This is a genomic window from Pseudomonas sp. Irchel 3A18, from assembly GCF_900187465.1.
In the GTDB taxonomy this organism is placed as follows: domain Bacteria; phylum Pseudomonadota; class Gammaproteobacteria; order Pseudomonadales; family Pseudomonadaceae; genus Aquipseudomonas; species Aquipseudomonas cichorii.
Map to the genome: position 1 here is coordinate 1 of NZ_FYDI01000007.1, position 16067 is coordinate 16067.

Here is a 16067-nt window from a genome sequence, read left to right on the forward strand (position 1 = left end):
ACTATCTGTTCGATCCGGACTTCTGCAACGTGGCCTCTGGCTGGGAGAAAGGCATCGTCGAAAAGAACGTGCAGGACAGCCGGAGGCGAATCTGGCTCGATGCTCAAAATTGCATGTTCCATACCTTCGAGGAGCTGAACGTCTGGCTCGGCCAACGCTGTCGTACGCTCTGGGCTGAACTTGTACATCCGCAGTACAACGGTTTGACGGTGGCAGAAGGGCGGAAAAGTTGTGATGCTGCACTTGGTAACGAAGACCAGGGCTGGGAAGCTCATAAAGGCGGAGGTTGAAAAGGTCACACAGATTACTGATCAAGATGCTTATGATCGTGCTCCTGAGTCGTGATCCAAGATTGATCGTAGGTAAAAGCCCAGCCCCGCGCTGGGCTTTTTGCATCTGGCTCCTTGGCTTGCTGAAACCCACTGCTACGCTCCTTAAGTGGCTATTTGCCACTCACAACAAGGAGTAGTGAATGAAGCAGGTCATATTGGCGATGTGCTTGGTGCCGCTTTCGGGGTGTTTTCAGCAGGTCGCAAAGCCCAGTGATATCACCCTGGTCGAGGCAATGAGGCAGGTCGGAGAAGGGCTCAGCTCGATGCGGGCCGCGCAAGGAGATGTCAAGACCGGACTAATGGCCGAATCTGCGGAGATAACCTTCAAGATATCTGCAGACGCCACCAGCGGCGGGAAGTTGAAGGTCGACTTGTCAGCTCCTGCAGTCAGTGATGGGGTTGGTGTTGGAGGCGAGCTTTCCGGGCAAAAATCGTCCGCAAGGTCGAATACGGTGACGGTGAGATTCCAAAATGTCTTGGCCTTGCCAAAGGACACTGTTGGGTATGCGCTTGTCAGTGGCACCAATGATGGAAAAAATCTGGAGGGGGTTATCAAAAATTTGGATATCAAAATCCAGTCGCATCAGCCCTCCACCACACTTGAGAAAAAATAGCGCGCTGAAGGTCGCGATGTAGATCGACGTATCCCCCACATAGCCCCGGACGCACTTGCGATCTGGGGCTTTTTGTTTCTGCCGCAAGGCAAACCCAATACGCAGCCTAGACCCGTACAGTCGAACGGTGGATGTTCGTTCATCCGTCCTCCCCGGCTGCGTACCTTTTCGCCTGATGAGCGAGGTGACACCCATGAACGCAAGTAATGTGATCCCGTTTCATTACCAAGGACAGCCAGTGCACTTCAGTAGCGATGGCTGGATCAATGCCACGGACGTGGCCAAGCGCTTCGACAAACGACCCGTGGACTGGCTGAAGCAGGCCGAGACCAAGCAGTACCTTGCTGTCTTGGCTGATGCTCTGGGCTTGGATACCAAAGTGACTCAGGATCACTTTGGTCTGGTGCGCACTGCTCGCGGTGGTAAGTCGCCGGGAACATTGCTTCATCCGAAGCTGGCGGTAGTTTTTGCTCGGTGGTTGGATGTGAAGTTCTCGGTCTGGTGTGATCTGCACATCGACGCGCTTATCCGTGGCGAGTTGAACGAAAAACAAAATTTCGACTTGGCCTGCAAGGCGCTGGACGACGGCAAGGACATCGCCAGCCTCAGCGGCCGTGAGCTGTCCAAGTGGAAACAGAAGAAACCGCGCCTGGAATATCAGGTCGCCTACTGGCGTGATCAGTTGCAGATGACCCTTGGGCTTGAAGATATCTCGGCGGCGAGGGTAGAAGCGAACTGATGCACCCTTGGCTCAGGCAAACGAAAGCCCGCTGATGCGGGATTTGTTATATGAGGCTGCGGACAGTGTTAAGCGGGGCTCATCATGCGTGCCATCTCGCAAAAATCAAACAATTGAGAGGTGGGCGCTTCAGTCCCTGCTGCTCCCCTAGTTTATGGATTGCCTGGGAATAGCAGATTTCACGCTGATCTTCGGCAGTCAGTCCAAGATGTTCGTCATCTGTCATTCTATCTAGCTCGTCCGCCAAGGCAGGTATGCGAGACAGTATCTCGATTTTAGTGATGCGGATGTCTGCGCCGTTGTGGTGTGATTTGCGTGGTGGTGTATCCGCGGGAGAGGGGTAGCCTTGAAAGAGCCAAAATGACCACGACGATGATTACCCTGAAAGCTTTCCAGCGAGCGGCAAGTTATCAGAATGTTGTTGGTGACACCGGTATTACTCATCACGGTCGTTGCAATGTTTCGATGAGGCTCGAGATGGGTCTGGTCAATGGATTGGCCGGTTGCTCATCCATGCGAGATTCGGAGAGCGGTTCAAAGATGATTTGAGCACTCACAAGCACCTGATCGTTGAGTGTGACCTTGCAGAAAGTCTCACGTGCCGCAGTACTGGTTTCTTGCTTCAGCGGCTCGCATTTGAGCAGGCCAATCTTATCCTTGATAGGTACTTTTGTTCCTTCAATCGCATCGCTGAGCTGAAACTTGGGCGGCATCTGGTGGCCAATCCCTGCCCATATTTGAGGTTCATCCTTAAAAGAAAACCCCGAATGGGACCTGCCGCATAAGTTTACGAGGGTACGCTCGCCATTTATGATCTGCGCATCCGTGTAGCAAACATATTTTCTGCTCACAATGTCGACTTTCCCAGGTCCGTAGTTAGTCTTCGTCTCCGGCGGATAGGAGGTGCATCCACTGAGAGCCAGGGCGGCCAGGATGGATACTGCAGTAAAACGGTTGCGAACGAATTCCATTGGTCAGCTATCTGGCTGTTAGAAGGCGCCACCAATACCGGCAAATTGCCGCTATTTCAAGTCTGCATCCAACAACCGTGCAATCTTCTTGCGCAATTCCCCATGCACTTCCTCCGCATATGGCGTAGCCGTTTTCCAGTCATAGAACCATGCAGGCATCTTGCGATGCTTTTCCGGTTCCGAGGCGTAACGAGGAAAAATGTGGCAATGCAGTTCGGGCTCTGAATTGCCCAGAATTTCGTAATTCATACGAAGTGCCCCGGTTGCCTGAAGCACCGCATCTCCGATTCGGGCCATGTCGAGCAGGTATGTCGTTCTGGCTTCTGCATCCAGATCGTTCAGGCTTGGAACGACAGGGTCGGGGAGTAGCAGGCAGTAACCGGGAAGAAACTGCACGTCGCCCATGACCGCCCAGCCTGATGCCATTCGGCAAATGACTTTATCGTTGGCTCCGTTGCGGGCCAGTTCTACACGTTCAGTGATCAGGGGCATTATCGTCCTTGGATTCCAGAGCTGGGATGGCTGTAAGTGATAACCACTTTCGTTGCGTTTTTTACAGCTATATGAGGCTCTTGCCAAGCACCTGCAAGACTCAGGGCTTTATCGGTATGCCGCAATCATGGAACCACCCCCGCCAAACACCCACTCATCCTCCAAGCCGGTCTGCACACCTATCTCGCAGTTGAAAACTTATACGCATGGCAATGCCGAAGGTGCGACCAATTTATTTATGACAAAGGAGGGTTGTATGAATCTGATTGCACTATCTGCCTTGCTCGTGGGTGCGTTGGGTCTGGGTATGCTGATCGGTGGGATTGTTCTGATGCGTAGCCCGGCAGTGTTCATTGTGGCGGGTATGGGATTTCTGAGCTGGACCTATGTGGTATCCAGAGCGACTGATCGCAGACAACGCAGGCAGATGGTCAGAGGGTAATGGCGGGGGCGGGCCTACAGTCGCTCATGAGGTCAATCAGGCCCGCGTTTCGAAGTACGGCAATGTTTAGCGTCGATGACCGGAGTGTTCCCCATCGCATCCCGCCATCTGTGGGTTGTCTGTGCAGTTGTCTTCCTGAAATGAAAAATAGCTACAGCCAGACACCGAAAGGGCAAAAAACACCAGCAGCATGATTTTTTTCATGAAAGCTCCAGATCAAGTCCGCTTCGCAGTGATACGCCCGGCTCTGTGTTTTACGCGCAGGGGGATGCAAGCACCTTGAAGGTAGTACAGGGGATCGGTATTCGCCATTTGCATCGATTCATTTACCCGCCAGGGGCGGGCTTGCCTCTCATCATCAGCTGCCGAACAGCTCATTCAGAATGAGCAGTTCTGCCACTGCCGTCACGATGCAAAAAATGACGAAACCTCTCGTAAATACACGACGAGGGCGTTCATAGGTGGGCCAGTTCGCAAATATATTCAATGCATCGCTTATGAAATCGAGCAAGTGGCAACTCTCGTACGTATGACTTTGCCCATCAGTATGAAGCAATATGCTATGACAAGCAGCAACGTACCTGAACGGTGTTGTTGGCCCAGAGCAACTGCGGCTGTTCGCAGTTTCGCCCTGTCAAATGTGTAGCATCGTCGTCACTTCACTTTGAATGCTTGCCTTCTTTGCGGGCGGTTTTCTGCGCCGTTGAATCATGCGCTGTTCCAGAAGACCCGTCTGGACGATGTGCATCGTTATCGCGCTCGACTTCGCCTGATTGATCTGACGACGGCACTGCTTTGTTCTTGGTGTCGGTGTTCTTTTTCATGACTGCCTCCCAGCCTTGGCTGTCCATCCGAATTAGATTCAGGCTGCTTGAAAGTGGATGGCGTTCCAGTGTGTTGGTTCAACCGGATTTTCTGTGAAGGGCTCGGCGGTCATTGCTGACAGATCTTGCGGCCCATCCTGTGATAGGCGAATATTCGGCACCTCTGCGGGCTGGTGTCCTGGCTGCAGGGAGAGCACGGAATGTTATTGATGTTTCGACCAGGAGGTTGCAAATGAAGAAAGTGATGTTTGCTGTAGTGCTGCTGTGTGGTTTCTCCCTGAATGCCCAGGCTGCATGCCCGGTATTCGGCCCGTCCAAAGACCCATGCAGCGGCCCGGTGTTTGGTCCGACGGTCTGCGTATGTCCGTAAGATAGGTTGTCTGGCAGGTTCGGCGAATGTCGGGCCTGCTCATGATGTGTGTACCAGGCAACTTGTACATCCTCGATATCTATATCGTCAGTCATATCGTCTTCCCGGATAAATCCGGTCCTACAGTCCGCTATAGCCGAAGTATCATTGCGATCATGAAGTCATTCATGGTTGATCGAGCAGGTGTCTCTAATGGGGCTGTCACCAAAGAGAAAAGTGATCAGGCGCGAAGTTGTTCGCAAGGCCTGGCAAGACAATTCGCACTGGATCAAACAGTACGGCTTTTCTGAATACGCACTCGAAGCGGTGTGTGATGACAATGAAGAGCTGCGTATCTGTTGGTGCTGTGGCGATCAGGGGTATCAGGAAGTCGCCCACATCATTCCGCATTCTCTGGGTGGGGCTGACACGGTAGAGAACCGATTCCTGCTCTGTGCCGAATGTCATGTGGCGTCACCGGACTGCTACAAGAGCGAGTATTTTGTTGGATACGTAAACAGAAATGCTGGCAGATTCAGCCGTCTCATGGAGGAAGCTCTACACAGAGCCAGCGAAAGGCTTCTGGCATTTTTGAACGAGCATCCTCAACTATCTGATGTAGTTGAAGCCAGGCCACTTCTATCTTTTTCAGAAAACTGTCTGTATCGACGAACCACTACTCATGGTTCAAGTATTTCCCTGAGTACCCGACTGGCTCGTGCAGAAATGTATGTGGATGAGCTTATCGAGTACGCCCGAAGCCACTTGGATCAAGAAAAGATGCCGACGATCGGCAACAAGTTGGCGTAATACTTGTCTAGTATTGTCGGAAAGATCTGATCAGTAGAGAGCAACCATGTATTCAAAGCCCGAGCTACAGCGAGTCCTTGAAACGGCTTTTCTGCCCAGCAAATGCGAATGCGTCATTTCGGCGAACGACAGCTTTTCGGTAAAGCTCACCAACGCCGAATCAGGCGAAATCGAGCTGTACGTAACGGGTATGCCTTTGTCTGATCTGTCATCCAGCAGGTCGATCGCGCATCTGGTGCTTTCGTTGAGGGAGCAGCGAGATCTGATGGCGAAGATGGAATTGTCCATGAGGCGGTTGGCTTAGGAACTGAAACGAAAAGCCCGGCACTAAGCCGGGCTTGATATATCTGCTTTGCCGAAATTGCCTAGCAGCGTAACGTTCACAATCCACAAAAACACCAAAGGCCTGCCGAGTCTCCCCGTGCAAGCCTTTGATTCATATATGGTGCCCCGAGCCGGGGTCGAACCGGCACGTCCAGAGGACGAGGGATTTTAAGTCCATGAGCTTGTTCTTTTATTTCAATGGCTTGCATGCAATATAGCTTCGCTACGTGATCTTTTTGCCTTCTGCGCAGCCCTTTGTTTTCAAGGGTGCCGAATTCGTAGCGAAGCGTTTTCCGGCATGAAAAGTCATTTTGTAGGCATCACTTTCAGTCCTCTTCTGCGGCGAATGTACTGCTCGGTCATTCCTACAGTTGTATGCCCAAGCTGGTCGCGAGCATCCCGAATACTGCCAGTAGATTCCTCTTTGTCTGTCGCGGCTTTTGCCCGAAGATCCCTCATCTGGAAATCGATCTTCTCAATCCCGGCAGCCTCTCTTGCCGCATCAAAACGATTGCGCAGCATGCTTGGCGTCATAGGCTGACCGCCATCAATGACGACTAGCCTGCTTGTGCGTATCGCATAGCCCGCCTTTCTGGTCAAAATACGGTCAATTACGACCTTCAGCTGACCTACAATCTCAATCCGTCTTTTTGCCCGCGTTTTGCCTTGCTGTACAAAAAGCTGACCATTCTGAATGTCCCTCTCATCCATTTTTAGCGTGTCTGTCACCCGCTGAGCAGTGAGATAGAACAGGTCCATAGCATCCTTGAGCGGCTGATCTGCGCACTCATAGACAGCCATGAACATGTCGTCCTCGATATAGTTATCCCGCCCCGTTTCCTTGTTGCCCTTTATCCCTGCGCACGGGTTGGCAAGCGAGGTGTATCCGCACTCCCTGGCAAAATTCCAGATTGAACTAAGAAGTGCTTTTTCTCTGTTTGCGCGCACCTTCGCAGTCTTTGAGCGATACCGCATGTATTGAACGACATGATGCGGTTCTATTGACTCAAGCGGTGCCGGTGGCTCATCAAAGAATAAAAGCAGTTGCTTTAGTTCGCGGGCATTGTCCTTCTGCGTGCTTGGTGCCTTTCCTGGGACCACCTCTGTCATGTACAAATCAGCAACGTACTTGAATGTCAGCACTTGGGCCGCCAGGTCGGCTGATGCCCGGCTTTTTTCAAGTCGGGCGTACTCCGTTATTGCCAAGGCGTAGTCACTTCCAAGGCAGACTTCCTTGCGGCCTTCAAGTCCTGTTTCGTAGTAATAGTAGACTGCGCCGCTACGCTGTTTGCGCTTGCGCAATCTTGGGGTGGTGGTGGGGCGCGGCATCTATCCTGCTTTCCTTGGCTGCCAAGTTGGTCTTTCAGCGACCTTTGGTGATGATTCGGTGCCTGTGACTGCGGCAACAATTACACAGGGCCAGCCACTCAGTTTTATCGTGTGCCGAATGCCATTTTGCTTGAGGATTGTGATCTGTCCTGCCTTCGTGCGAGCGCCGGTAAGCTCGCACACTTCCTCATGACTGAGAAATTCAATTGCGCTCATTGGTGTCTCCGGGCCGCGCACTGCGGCAGAGGTGGGGATGGGTTATGCGGTAGCCTTGGCGATGACCGATTCGGCATGAGCCAACGCTGCGTGGTACTTGCTGATGTTCGCTGCGCCCAGTCGTGCCAGGCCGACCAGATTTGAAAGGCTTTCCAGCAGTTCTGGTGCGGCGGCGATCAGCTTTGCGTTGGCCTCGTTTTCTGCATGACTGCTGGCGTCATGCAGGAACTGACTGACCATGCCGATGTGGCGGAACGGATCTTTGCGATTGATTGCACCTTCGTGGCGGGATTCATCTACGGCCCAAGGGCCGGGGGTGTGTTTCGTCATGGCAATAGCTCTCTATGCCCGCCGAAGGCAGGCAGATTGAAAGGGAAGGGGTTACAGGTAGTTCTTGCGGATGCGCCGGGCGATCTCGCGAAGCTCGAAGTCCATCTCGAACATTTCGTTGTTGTCGGATCGGGAGACGACGCCGGAGCGGGCGACATTGCGGCCGCCGAGAATCCATGCGGCCAGCAGGATCAGCGCTGCCTCAAGTTGGCGGCGGAGCCAGCCGGTTTGCGGGATCAGGCGCATGGCAAACCCCGCTTCATGAAAGTGATCCAGTGCGTCTTTTCGCGCTTGCCAGACTTGTGGCCAAACAACGGTTTTTCGTCGGTCAGGGACAGCAGCTCGCTGACCAGCACCTGGGTTTCGTTCCATTTAAAGATCAGAATGCCCTCTGGCTCCAGCACTCGGAAGCACTCGGCGAAGCCTTGCCGAATATCCTCGCGCCAATCGCTGGTCAGCACCCCGTACTTGGCGCGCATCCAGCTATCCTGCCCGGCGCGGGTCAGGTGCGGCGGATCGAACACGACCAAGCGGAAGGTAGAGGCCTCGAACGGCAATTGGCGGAAGTCCATCAGTACGTCAGGTTCGACTTTCAGCACTCGACCATCGCACAGCAAGTGCTGCTCGTCGCGGATGTCCCCGAACAGTGCGCGTTGATCCTGCTTGTCGAACCACATCATGCGGCTGGCGCTGCATAGGTCGAGCACTTTTGCGGCGGCACTCATGGCAAAACTCCGGCCGGCACATCAAAGAAGCCCAGGCGACCCTTGAGCGGGATGAATGACCAAGGCTTTGGGTCGCGCAGCACGAAACCCTTTTCTCCCATGTACCAGGGCGAATCACTGGTATCGACGCTATCCACCAGCTCAACTGACCCAATGATTCCGCCGCGCTGCAGTTCGTCGATTGTCGGCACGTCAGCCGGATGCTTGATCATGCCTGCCTCCAAGGCAAACGAGACGGCCTCGGCCCACTCCTTGCGAGTGCAGCCCGAGGAGGCGTGAACCAGAAACCGCCCCCGAAACTTCGTATGCCATGACCGGTTTTCGATGTCTTTGCCGCTGTGGATGATTAGCCAGGCCCAGGGCTGGCGAATTGAAAGTGCCTTCACATCGAATACCTCTCATCAACGCGCCTGTCCTGCGCATGGGTCTGTTTGGCCTTTGGTTCAGGCTTGATCTGGCTGTCTGGCACGCAACTGATGCCTACTCAATTGAGGATGTAGCACGTCACACCGCGCTGGCTGTCGCGCTCGATTTCGATCACGTTTTGGCGCTGGACCGGTGCAGGAGTGGGGGCTGCGCTGGCGCAGGTGGCCAGCAGCAGGAGGGCGAGGGCCAGGCGATTCATGGGGTTACCCCGTGCGCCCTGGCCAGTCGCACATCTTCGGCAGTGATGATGTGATCCGAGATGCCTTCGATAGTGAAGAATTGGGGTTCGCAATACTCGCGCGCCCAAGCCATTAGAGGCTCCAGTGCCTTCTCAAGCGCCGCCCTCGCTTGCTCATTAAGATCGGGGTAGTTGTCGACCCATTCCCCTGCATCGCTACCAACTGCCTCCTCGAACATGTGATCAGCAATACTGTCGGCATCAGGGAGGAAACCAGCCGGGTCAGCTTTGCACACCCCGCCAACCTTCACGGTATCGCCGACCTTAAGCCCGTTGCCCAGCCCGGGGCCGAAGCTGGTTCCTTCGGCGGCGCTGCCAAAGTTGTCGCGTACTAAGGCCATCAGGCTCGGGTAATCCCATGAGCCATCATCGCCATTCAGCGACCAGTATTGTTCGCCTTTGCGGCGCACCCAGCTCACGCAAGGCCCGTCTTCTGTATCGAAGATGTCCAATAGGAACCACTCAGGACCTGGTGCGACAGGCTCCCAGCCCAGGCAATGGGTTGCACCATCATCGTACGGGTGCGGCTCGCCGATATCCGCATCCATGTGCCACTGCGTCACCTCAAGCCCCTGCGCAACGAGCCAGGCCTTGAAGGCTGCATGATTTTCGTCAAAGTTGGGTTCGTCGGGGTGACCCCAGTAGCCGCTCTCGTCGCGGACAACTTCTACCGGTCCGATCAATTTCATTTCTTCAGGCATGACTTCGTCCTTGCCGCCCACCGGGCAGCAGCATGTATAGAGAGGAGAGGGGTTACTTCTGGTGAGTTGAGGCGGACTGGGCGTTGAGCTGGACAGCAGGGCGCTTGGCGAGAACGACCCACTGGCTGTTGGGGCTATCAAGCGCGGCGCTTTGCGGGCTTCCCGTTGGGCGGCTATCGAACGGAGCAGCCAAAACCCCCATGGTCTGCTGGTCCAGCTCTGGAACCCAAACGAACAGCTTTCGTTCAGGGTGCAGGTCGTCGATTTTTCCGCCAATGAGCGCAACTGCGTTGGCCGGCGCTTGATCCCAGCTCAGCCCGTCGGGCAGCTCCTGCTCGCTCTGCACGGTCACGCCATGCGCTGGCAGTTTTGATAGGCACGCGCCGCAGGCGTGGATGTGTTTGTTCACGACGCCATTCAGCAGGCCGCTGCCGTGCCACGGATGATAATCAGGTGCGGTTCCGCAGTAATCACATGGCGGGTAGCCCCGGTCTTCTTGCTCGGGAGCGGAGAGGGCGGCGCTGGCACGACCCACAGCTTGCGCCAACTCAGGGCAGTTGACGTATTTCAGCACTCGCACTGCCGCTTCAAGATCGGTTTCGTCCACTGACTGGGCGGAAGGGGATTCGCGGCGCAAAATATCGACCTCGGATAGAGCTTCAGCTAGCCGCTCGCGCAACTCGCGAATGAAGCCGCCAAGCTGAGTCTTGTTTCTGCTTGCAACTTGAAGCTCTTGCCAGATTTTTCGGTAGTCCGGATCCCAATCGTCAGGGGTTTGATTGGCGTATGGGATATCAGCAAGGCTGTCGAGCCGCGGCATATCAATCTCCCTGCCGAGGGCTGGTGCGTGGCCTGCAGACAGGATTGCTGGCGGATGAACAAGGTCCTGGGCCTTCACGACAGCCATCTCCAGACGTTCGCCGATCAGAACTTCAAGCCTCGCGCTTTTCGAGTGCTCCCAGCCGGGCAGGGTGGCAACCATGCCGCAGCCCATCAGGGCAACAATATCTTTGCGCATACACTCGCCCCACGATGCCCCGTCTGGATTCAGCTCTGCTGGGTTTACGACATCAAATCCCAGGCCGCGAAGGCGGGCAGACTCAGCGTTGAATGCTGGAAAGTTCAAATCCGGCAGGCCTGTCATTGGGCCTGACAAGTAGATTTTTGACATGAGGGTTCCTTGCCGGGCGTGACCGGCTGAGATTTGGTTATGTAGCGCGTTGGATAGATTGGATTAGGCGTATGCCGATCCAGCGGACCACGGGTACGGCCTTGGAGTTGCCGATCGCCTTGTAGCGCGGACCGTCAGGACACAAGCCTGCGACCCTTCCGCGATAGGGGATCATTGTGTAATCGTCAGGAAAGCCCTGAAGGCGTTCGCATTCGATCGGAGTGAGCCGACGAACCTTTGAACTGACCAGGGCGTGAGGCTTATCCCCTCCACCGGAAGGCGCTCGCATGCAAGCGTGGACGTCATCGCCAGCCTCTATCGTGCCTCCGACTTCTCGGCCTCGCAGGGAAACAGCGATCGCAACTTGCCCGCCAGCGTTGGCATGGGTTCCTGCGTGCCCCATAGCGCGCAGCGTCGGGCTTACATCGCCAGCATCGGCACCATAGTCCTTGCAACTGAAAGCAAGGACTGCATTCTCTTGCCCGCTATTTCGGCCCAGCGAGTGAGCAAGCTCTCCAAGCACGCTTGGGTCTTGCGTGCCGTGCACGACCAAAAGTCCCGACTCTGCATCCTGTTGTGTGGCGCTGCCGGCTGCCTTGCCGTTTGCCTGCAGCGTTCCAGCAACTTGAAGCCCGCCTGCAAGATCAAAGTCTGTACCCAGCCCCCCGCCACCAGTCGATCTTGCGCTAAGGGTTCCGGTCACCTCGTGATCTGGAATCACAAAGAAGGACTCACTCTCCACGTCCAGTCGGCTTTCCTTTGCTGTGAGCGTGGCCGATTGCTCGATTGAGCCGCCCAGGCTGTGTCCGCCGAATGCTGGAACACCAGCAATCACTCCGACTGCTGGCCCTTCGTCACCTTCGCAGTTTGGGCAGCCCCACGGGCCGCACTGATCGTCGAATGTGCATCCGCATCCACACTGGAGAGCAGGGCGAAAAGGAGCGTGTCCGGTAAGGTCTTGCCCCTGGCCTCGGCGCGGCGCAGTATCCCGGCGCACGCCTTCGCGCTCAAAAAGTACTTCGCAGGGATCGAATCCTCGACGAGCACTTGCGACAACGAACACACGCTTGCGGCGTTGGGCCAGGCCGAAATATTGGGCGTCCAAGATCCGCCACGCGACTGTTCGCTTGGGTCCATACACACAACCAGCGTCTGTCCAGCGCTTCCCTGAAGGCTGCAGTTCGCTGTCTTCCCCAGCAAGCGCGCCAAGAAAGCAGCCGAAGGCGTTTCCTCGATCGGAGAGGACGCCGGGGACGTTTTCCCAGACCGTGATGCACTCGGGGTCGCCACGGTTGGCGCGAACATGGTCAATTGCATCTGCGAGCTCCACATATTTGATGGTTAGGGCACCGCGCGGATCTGCCAAGCCGGCGCGCATGCCCGCGACACTGAATGCCTGGCAGGGCGTTCCACCGACCAGCAGGTCTGGTGCCGGAATCGCCCCTGTCAGAACCTTGGCCGCCAGGCGAGTCATGTCGCCATGGTTCGGCACTTCTGGGTAGTGATGGGCAAGCACGGCGCTGGGGAATGGCTCGATCTCGGCGAACCAGGCCGGCTTCATACCCAGCGGATGCCAGGCGGCGGTCGCGGCCTCGATGCCGCTGCACACCGAACCGTATTGAAATGCGGACATGGATCATCCTCGCCTGTGGCGTGATTCGTTGAAGTGGGCTATTGCTTCTGAATTGGCATCCAGAAAGAAGGAATTGGTTATGGGGCTGGGCAAAAAGCTGGATCAGAGAGAAGTCGCTGTAGCGCTCGGTATTTCCGAGTCAGAGGTTTCTGCAAACATCGCCGATAACGAGCCTATGGCTGATGGATCGGGGTATTGGATATACTTTTCCATCCATTCCCCTCAGTCCATGCTGGATCGATTCAAGGTCGGCCCTGATCGCGTGCTCGCTTATAGGTCTGGGTCAGTTGTTGGTTGACTGAAAAGCCCCGACGGAGAAGAAGGTTTGCCAGCTTCGCCCGGTCTTTATGGCTGTGACTCGCTTGCGATAGCAGCCCAAAATAGCTATTAGCCGTTTCGCGCAAATCATCGGCTGGCGCTGCTGCGGTTCGCTTCATCGCCTGCGCAACTGATCGCTTCCGAGTTGTCCTGCGCCAGGGCTTGATGACGTGCCCGACGAAATCCACACCCCGGTCGATGGGCTGAAGAATCGTCTTCTTCGGATTGAGCCGAGCGCCCAGTGTCGGCAGAAAGGCCTCGATCTGGGCGTGCCACTCGTTCAACTGCTGCGGCGACTCATGCAGCAGCACGAAGTCGTCGACATACCGAATGTAATGCCGCACTTTCAGCGTGTGCTTGCAGAACTGATCGAGTGCGTCGAGATAGACGTTCGCGAAGAACTGCGAAGAGAGGTTACCAATCGGCAGCCCGAGGTGGGCCGGTTGAGCTGCAAGCTGCTTATGCTGTGGAACCCGGTTGAAAAGGTGTGCAGGGCTTCGTGTCGCAAAGTCCTCACGCGGGTCGTGCCAGAGCACTTGCAGGGCCAGTTCACGCCACCATGGATCGGTGATTCTCTCGGCAAGCTGCCGGGCAAGCACGCGCTTGTCGATAGACACAAAAAAGTTTGCAAGATCAAGCTTCAAATAGAAGCCAGGTCGCGACCAGTTCTGCGTCTGACTGCGAATCTTCGACTCAAGCCGCTTTGCTGCGTACAGCGTGCCGCGCTCAGGAATACAAGCGCAGCTGTCCGCTATAAAGCTGCTTTCGATCCGCGGACCGATGCGGTTGTAAAGCAGATGGTGGACGATCCTGTCGCGAAAGTCGGCAGCCCACACCTCTCTTGCCTTTGGCCGTGTCACGACAAAGCAAATAGAACGGCCCGGGCGGTAATTGCCGCTTACCAGGTCGTGATGTAGCGCCGTCAGGTTTCTTTCCAGGTTCACCTCGAAAGTCAACGCGCTTGCGCTGTTGCGCTTTGAGCGCCGACAGTCGTAGTAGGCCTGAACCAAATCCCTGAACTGGTAGTGTGCAGCATTTAAATCTGCGGACGGGACGGACGAAACACTCGTTGTTCTTGTCGTTGTTGTTCTGATTGCCATCTTCAAAATTCAGATTGAATGCGTTGTTGGCTGAGCGCTGCGACCTGTCGCGCTATCTACGTCACAAGGTCGATTTCTCAGCCCTGAAACTGTGCAGGGCCAGCCCGAACCCTTTAGATCGGCGGTACCCTTTTCGCACATGGCGGTGACTCATCGAGTCAGCGGCGCGACCAGATTTATTCGCTCAGACATGAAAGCCGTAACCCTCATGTGGCGGGCGATTTTGCTGCGTATCTTTTCCAGGCGTTTGCCTGCTTTCCGATTGACTCGGTTATTTCAATCGCCTTTGAGTGCTGGTCCACGCTGATGAAGCGATTTTCCTTGAATAGCCTCATTAGAAATTCAACCACTTGAATTCGCTCAACCAGCTCAATCAAATGAGGTCGCTTGTCTTGCGTGGAGTTGGCCCGGGCGATAAGCATCAAAACATCAATGCATTCATCAATGACCCTCTTGCCAAGGGACTGCTTTAAATCCCTCGGAATGTTGCGAGTCATGTTTGTAGCGATGTGTAGCAATCCCATCGATGCTTTATATATCGATAGATCTGTGTGCATTCCCATTGCATTACTGCTCCAAAAGCAACCGGCCGCAGGCGGCCGGATCAAATAAACGAATTATTGAATAAGCTCGCTGCGGACGGGACGGACGAAACACTCGCCGCTCTTGTCGTGGCTGCTCTGATCGCCAACTGCAAAATTCAGATTGAACGCGAAGTCGGCTGAGCGCTGCGAAGATGACCAGTAGTAGCGAGGCCTGAATGCCTCTTTGCCACCGCTTTTGAACACTTCGATCGCTGTCTGCGCCGGATAATGCTCCGTGTACAGAGTGCCGACAGGAACGCTGTGAGGGTTGTCGCCGTCGCGATTCCAGCAGTAGTTTTCATCGGTGGTTGGCTTGAGGTGGCGGTATTGCAGCTCTTGCTGATCGCGTGCTGGAATTGCCCAGCCGTCGCCCAGCGCCAGAACCTGTTTAGCGAGATCGCTACCGGCAGCGGCCATGGCCTCAGTATTCGCTCGACCATCGATGAAGCTGTCTGCGCCAGCGATCTTGACGCCGTACTCGCCCCATTTGCCGCGCAGCTCAAGTTCAACCCCGGCGGATATCTGGCGATATTCAAGGCCGGTTACCGGGTCGCGGATGATGCCGATGAAGAATCCGCCGCCGTATGGCTGGCCGATAACCAATTCTGATGTTGAGATTGCATTTCCTGCTGATGCGGACATGTTATTTCCTCTTTCTCAAGGCAATAAAAAAGGCGCTTGTGCGCCAGGATCAAAAGCAATTAATGGATCACTGAATAAATTTTCTGCGGACGGGACGGACGAAACACTCGTTGCCCTTGCCGTAGTAGTGCTGATTGCCACCTCCAAAATGCAGAGTGAATGCGGAGTAGGCTGAGCGCTGCGAACTCGACCAGTACCAGTCGCTCTTCGAGAAGATGTCCGGGCAGTTCAACCAGCCCTGATACAACTCTGCCGGGGCAGCAAGATAGAAATCTTCATGCCCGTCAGCGGTGTATTTCGCCGCGGCTTCTGCCGCCGGGTGATCGCCTTCGGACAGCAGGGCGTCAGTGTTAAAGCGTCCGTCAGTTTTGCTGATCGCCGCCGATTCTTTTTCACGTCCGCCCCATTTGAATTTTCCGCTCAGATCCTCGCTCGCAAAGATCAGGTAGTGGGCCGGAACGTCCCCCCGAGCCGGGACAAAGCCACCGTTTTTTCCGCCTTCCCCTGGCCAATACTCACCGTGCGCTGGGATTGCGATATCAACCGATTCGACCGGGTCCGGGGTGGGCGAGGCTGCCGCAGCAGCAAATGCAGCGCCCAGGGCGACAAGGGCTGGAGCGCGCTGGTATGCGTGGATGTTGATATTCACTTCTTTGATATGGAAAACAGGGTTCATGTTTTTTCCTCGGGAATGCGCGACCTCAATAGAGGTGTGGCAAGTAGATTCAGGATGGGGTATTACAGGTTCTTGATCAGG

The 16067-nt window shown here is 55.3% G+C and carries 24 protein-coding genes and 1 pseudogene; 7 read left to right on the forward strand and 18 right to left on the reverse strand.

Annotated elements, in window-relative coordinates:
- From CKW23_RS15345 to CKW23_RS15355, 3 genes and pseudogenes are all read left to right on the forward strand, one after another.
- Positions 1 to 218, forward strand: a pseudogene (locus CKW23_RS15345) (IS21 family transposase); the annotation flags it as partial.
- 254 nt (positions 219 to 472) lie between these two features.
- Positions 473 to 946 carry a trypco2 family protein gene (locus CKW23_RS15350; RefSeq protein ID WP_025260328.1) on the forward strand — a complete coding sequence of 158 codons (474 nt, stop codon included), beginning with the start codon at positions 473 to 475 and terminating at the stop codon, positions 944 to 946.
- A 193-nt stretch (positions 947 to 1139) separates the two neighbouring features.
- On the forward strand, positions 1140 to 1685 hold the full coding sequence (locus CKW23_RS15355; protein ID WP_025260327.1) for a KilA-N domain-containing protein: 546 nt from the start codon (positions 1140 to 1142) through the stop codon (positions 1683 to 1685).
- Positions 1686 to 2128: 443 nt separating this feature from the next.
- Here CKW23_RS15355 and CKW23_RS15360 read toward each other — a convergent pair whose 3' ends face one another.
- Together CKW23_RS15360 and CKW23_RS15365 are read right to left on the reverse strand one after the other, a co-directional pair.
- Entirely contained in the window at positions 2129 to 2656 is a 528-nt protein-coding gene (locus CKW23_RS15360; protein ID WP_025260326.1) for a hypothetical protein, read from the reverse strand.
- A 51-nt stretch (positions 2657 to 2707) separates the two neighbouring features.
- Entirely contained in the window at positions 2708 to 3148 is a 441-nt protein-coding gene (locus tag CKW23_RS15365) for an HIT family protein (RefSeq protein WP_025260325.1), read from the reverse strand.
- A gap of 256 nt (positions 3149 to 3404) precedes the next feature.
- Between CKW23_RS15365 and CKW23_RS15370 the strand changes: the two genes are divergently transcribed.
- The gene (locus CKW23_RS15370) at positions 3405 to 3590 is read left to right on the forward strand and encodes a hypothetical protein (protein ID WP_025260324.1); all 186 of its coding nucleotides are present in this window, start codon (positions 3405 to 3407) and stop codon (positions 3588 to 3590) included.
- Between the two features lie 66 nt (positions 3591 to 3656).
- On the opposite strand, the gene CKW23_RS26480 is transcribed toward CKW23_RS15370, so the two are convergent.
- Both CKW23_RS26480 and CKW23_RS26680 read right to left on the reverse strand, forming a co-directional pair.
- A complete protein-coding gene (locus CKW23_RS26480; protein WP_159918431.1) occupies positions 3657 to 3794 on the reverse strand; it encodes a hypothetical protein in 138 nt (45 codons plus the stop codon).
- 455 nt (positions 3795 to 4249) lie between these two features.
- A complete protein-coding gene (locus CKW23_RS26680) occupies positions 4250 to 4414 on the reverse strand; it encodes a hypothetical protein (RefSeq protein WP_162883719.1) in 165 nt (54 codons plus the stop codon).
- A 232-nt stretch (positions 4415 to 4646) separates the two neighbouring features.
- On the opposite strand from CKW23_RS26680, the gene CKW23_RS26685 reads away from it, so the two are divergent.
- The 3 genes from CKW23_RS26685 (at position 4647) to CKW23_RS15390 (ending at position 5877) form a co-directional block, all read left to right on the forward strand.
- Positions 4647 to 4784 (forward strand): hypothetical protein, encoded by a 138-nt coding sequence (locus CKW23_RS26685; protein WP_095067823.1) that lies wholly within the window; start codon positions 4647 to 4649, stop codon positions 4782 to 4784.
- A gap of 192 nt (positions 4785 to 4976) precedes the next feature.
- Positions 4977 to 5573: an HNH endonuclease gene (locus tag CKW23_RS15385; RefSeq protein WP_025260323.1), complete on the forward strand. Its 597-nt coding sequence runs from the start codon at positions 4977 to 4979 to the stop codon at positions 5571 to 5573.
- Between the two features lie 46 nt (positions 5574 to 5619).
- The gene (locus CKW23_RS15390) at positions 5620 to 5877 is read left to right on the forward strand and encodes a DUF1652 domain-containing protein (protein ID WP_025260322.1); all 258 of its coding nucleotides are present in this window, start codon (positions 5620 to 5622) and stop codon (positions 5875 to 5877) included.
- 326 nt (positions 5878 to 6203) lie between these two features.
- On the opposite strand, the gene xerC is transcribed toward CKW23_RS15390, so the two are convergent.
- The 14 genes from xerC to CKW23_RS15460 form a co-directional block, all read right to left on the reverse strand.
- On the reverse strand, positions 6204 to 7226 hold the full coding sequence (xerC, locus tag CKW23_RS15395; RefSeq protein ID WP_095067825.1) for a tyrosine recombinase XerC: 1023 nt from the start codon (positions 7224 to 7226) through the stop codon (positions 6204 to 6206).
- The gene (locus CKW23_RS15400) at positions 7227 to 7442 is read right to left on the reverse strand and encodes a DUF4224 domain-containing protein (RefSeq protein WP_095067827.1); all 216 of its coding nucleotides are present in this window, start codon (positions 7440 to 7442) and stop codon (positions 7227 to 7229) included. It lies immediately after the preceding gene.
- Positions 7443 to 7484: 42 nt separating this feature from the next.
- The gene (locus CKW23_RS15405) at positions 7485 to 7772 is read right to left on the reverse strand and encodes a hypothetical protein (RefSeq protein WP_095067829.1); all 288 of its coding nucleotides are present in this window, start codon (positions 7770 to 7772) and stop codon (positions 7485 to 7487) included.
- Between the two features lie 51 nt (positions 7773 to 7823).
- Positions 7824 to 8018 carry a hypothetical protein gene (locus CKW23_RS15410; protein ID WP_095067831.1) on the reverse strand — a complete coding sequence of 65 codons (195 nt, stop codon included), beginning with the start codon at positions 8016 to 8018 and terminating at the stop codon, positions 7824 to 7826.
- Positions 8009 to 8497 carry a class I SAM-dependent methyltransferase gene (locus tag CKW23_RS15415; protein WP_095067833.1) on the reverse strand — a complete coding sequence of 163 codons (489 nt, stop codon included), beginning with the start codon at positions 8495 to 8497 and terminating at the stop codon, positions 8009 to 8011. Before CKW23_RS15415 ends, CKW23_RS15410 begins: the two co-directional genes overlap by 10 nt.
- Positions 8494 to 8709 carry a hypothetical protein gene (locus CKW23_RS27275; RefSeq protein WP_371856571.1) on the reverse strand — a complete coding sequence of 72 codons (216 nt, stop codon included), beginning with the start codon at positions 8707 to 8709 and terminating at the stop codon, positions 8494 to 8496. Before CKW23_RS27275 ends, CKW23_RS15415 begins: the two co-directional genes overlap by 4 nt.
- 272 nt (positions 8710 to 8981) lie before the next feature.
- Entirely contained in the window at positions 8982 to 9122 is a 141-nt protein-coding gene (locus CKW23_RS26485) for a hypothetical protein (RefSeq protein ID WP_159918432.1), read from the reverse strand.
- Positions 9119 to 9862, reverse strand: a complete 744-nt coding sequence (locus CKW23_RS26960; protein WP_256590458.1) for a hypothetical protein — start codon at positions 9860 to 9862, stop codon at positions 9119 to 9121. Before CKW23_RS26960 ends, CKW23_RS26485 begins: the two co-directional genes overlap by 4 nt.
- Positions 9863 to 9914: 52 nt before the next feature.
- Complete coding sequence (locus CKW23_RS15430; RefSeq protein WP_095067837.1) at positions 9915 to 11033, reverse strand: DUF4406 domain-containing protein; 1119 nt, start codon at positions 11031 to 11033, stop codon at positions 9915 to 9917.
- Between the two features lie 37 nt (positions 11034 to 11070).
- On the reverse strand, positions 11071 to 12666 hold the full coding sequence (locus CKW23_RS15435) for a DNA cytosine methyltransferase (RefSeq protein WP_095067838.1): 1596 nt from the start codon (positions 12664 to 12666) through the stop codon (positions 11071 to 11073).
- Between the two features lie 242 nt (positions 12667 to 12908).
- Complete coding sequence (locus CKW23_RS15445; RefSeq protein ID WP_095067840.1) at positions 12909 to 14084, reverse strand: RNA-directed DNA polymerase; 1176 nt, start codon at positions 14082 to 14084, stop codon at positions 12909 to 12911.
- A 206-nt stretch (positions 14085 to 14290) separates the two neighbouring features.
- Positions 14291 to 14647: a four helix bundle protein gene (locus CKW23_RS15450; protein ID WP_095067842.1), complete on the reverse strand. Its 357-nt coding sequence runs from the start codon at positions 14645 to 14647 to the stop codon at positions 14291 to 14293.
- 54 nt (positions 14648 to 14701) lie between these two features.
- Entirely contained in the window at positions 14702 to 15310 is a 609-nt protein-coding gene (locus CKW23_RS15455; RefSeq protein WP_095067843.1) for a DUF1566 domain-containing protein, read from the reverse strand.
- Between the two features lie 67 nt (positions 15311 to 15377).
- Complete coding sequence (locus CKW23_RS15460; RefSeq protein ID WP_256590459.1) at positions 15378 to 15986, reverse strand: DUF1566 domain-containing protein; 609 nt, start codon at positions 15984 to 15986, stop codon at positions 15378 to 15380.
- Positions 15987 to 16067 lie beyond the last annotated feature (81 nt).

Excerpts from the sequence above, each read along its gene's own strand:
- CKW23_RS15350 (WP_025260328.1), top strand. The coding sequence starts at position 473 with ATGAAGCAGGTCATATTGGCGATGTGCTTGGTGCCGCTTTCGGGGTGT.
- CKW23_RS15355 (WP_025260327.1), top strand. The coding sequence starts at position 1,140 with ATGAACGCAAGTAATGTGATCCCGTTTCATTACCAAGGACAGCCAGTG.
- CKW23_RS15360 (WP_025260326.1), bottom strand. The coding sequence starts at position 2,656 with ATGGAATTCGTTCGCAACCGTTTTACTGCAGTATCCATCCTGGCCGCC.
- CKW23_RS15365 (WP_025260325.1), bottom strand. The coding sequence starts at position 3,148 with ATGCCCCTGATCACTGAACGTGTAGAACTGGCCCGCAACGGAGCCAAC.
- CKW23_RS15370 (WP_025260324.1), top strand. The coding sequence starts at position 3,405 with ATGAATCTGATTGCACTATCTGCCTTGCTCGTGGGTGCGTTGGGTCTG.
- CKW23_RS26480 (WP_159918431.1), bottom strand. The coding sequence starts at position 3,794 with ATGAAAAAAATCATGCTGCTGGTGTTTTTTGCCCTTTCGGTGTCTGGC.
- CKW23_RS26680 (WP_162883719.1), bottom strand. The coding sequence starts at position 4,414 with ATGAAAAAGAACACCGACACCAAGAACAAAGCAGTGCCGTCGTCAGAT.
- CKW23_RS26685 (WP_095067823.1), top strand. The coding sequence starts at position 4,647 with ATGAAGAAAGTGATGTTTGCTGTAGTGCTGCTGTGTGGTTTCTCCCTG.
- CKW23_RS15385 (WP_025260323.1), top strand. The coding sequence starts at position 4,977 with ATGGGGCTGTCACCAAAGAGAAAAGTGATCAGGCGCGAAGTTGTTCGC.
- CKW23_RS15390 (WP_025260322.1), top strand. The coding sequence starts at position 5,620 with ATGTATTCAAAGCCCGAGCTACAGCGAGTCCTTGAAACGGCTTTTCTG.
- xerC (WP_095067825.1), bottom strand. The coding sequence starts at position 7,226 with ATGCCGCGCCCCACCACCACCCCAAGATTGCGCAAGCGCAAACAGCGT.
- CKW23_RS15400 (WP_095067827.1), bottom strand. The coding sequence starts at position 7,442 with ATGAGCGCAATTGAATTTCTCAGTCATGAGGAAGTGTGCGAGCTTACC.
- CKW23_RS15405 (WP_095067829.1), bottom strand. The coding sequence starts at position 7,772 with ATGACGAAACACACCCCCGGCCCTTGGGCCGTAGATGAATCCCGCCAC.
- CKW23_RS15410 (WP_095067831.1), bottom strand. The coding sequence starts at position 8,018 with ATGCGCCTGATCCCGCAAACCGGCTGGCTCCGCCGCCAACTTGAGGCA.
- CKW23_RS15415 (WP_095067833.1), bottom strand. The coding sequence starts at position 8,497 with ATGAGTGCCGCCGCAAAAGTGCTCGACCTATGCAGCGCCAGCCGCATG.
- CKW23_RS27275 (WP_371856571.1), bottom strand. The coding sequence starts at position 8,709 with ATGATCAAGCATCCGGCTGACGTGCCGACAATCGACGAACTGCAGCGC.
- CKW23_RS26485 (WP_159918432.1), bottom strand. The coding sequence starts at position 9,122 with ATGAATCGCCTGGCCCTCGCCCTCCTGCTGCTGGCCACCTGCGCCAGC.
- CKW23_RS26960 (WP_256590458.1), bottom strand. The coding sequence starts at position 9,862 with ATGCCTGAAGAAATGAAATTGATCGGACCGGTAGAAGTTGTCCGCGAC.
- CKW23_RS15430 (WP_095067837.1), bottom strand. The coding sequence starts at position 11,033 with ATGTCAAAAATCTACTTGTCAGGCCCAATGACAGGCCTGCCGGATTTG.
- CKW23_RS15435 (WP_095067838.1), bottom strand. The coding sequence starts at position 12,666 with ATGTCCGCATTTCAATACGGTTCGGTGTGCAGCGGCATCGAGGCCGCG.
- CKW23_RS15445 (WP_095067840.1), bottom strand. The coding sequence starts at position 14,084 with ATGGCAATCAGAACAACAACGACAAGAACAACGAGTGTTTCGTCCGTC.
- CKW23_RS15450 (WP_095067842.1), bottom strand. The coding sequence starts at position 14,647 with ATGGGAATGCACACAGATCTATCGATATATAAAGCATCGATGGGATTG.
- CKW23_RS15455 (WP_095067843.1), bottom strand. The coding sequence starts at position 15,310 with ATGTCCGCATCAGCAGGAAATGCAATCTCAACATCAGAATTGGTTATC.
- CKW23_RS15460 (WP_256590459.1), bottom strand. The coding sequence starts at position 15,986 with ATGAACCCTGTTTTCCATATCAAAGAAGTGAATATCAACATCCACGCA.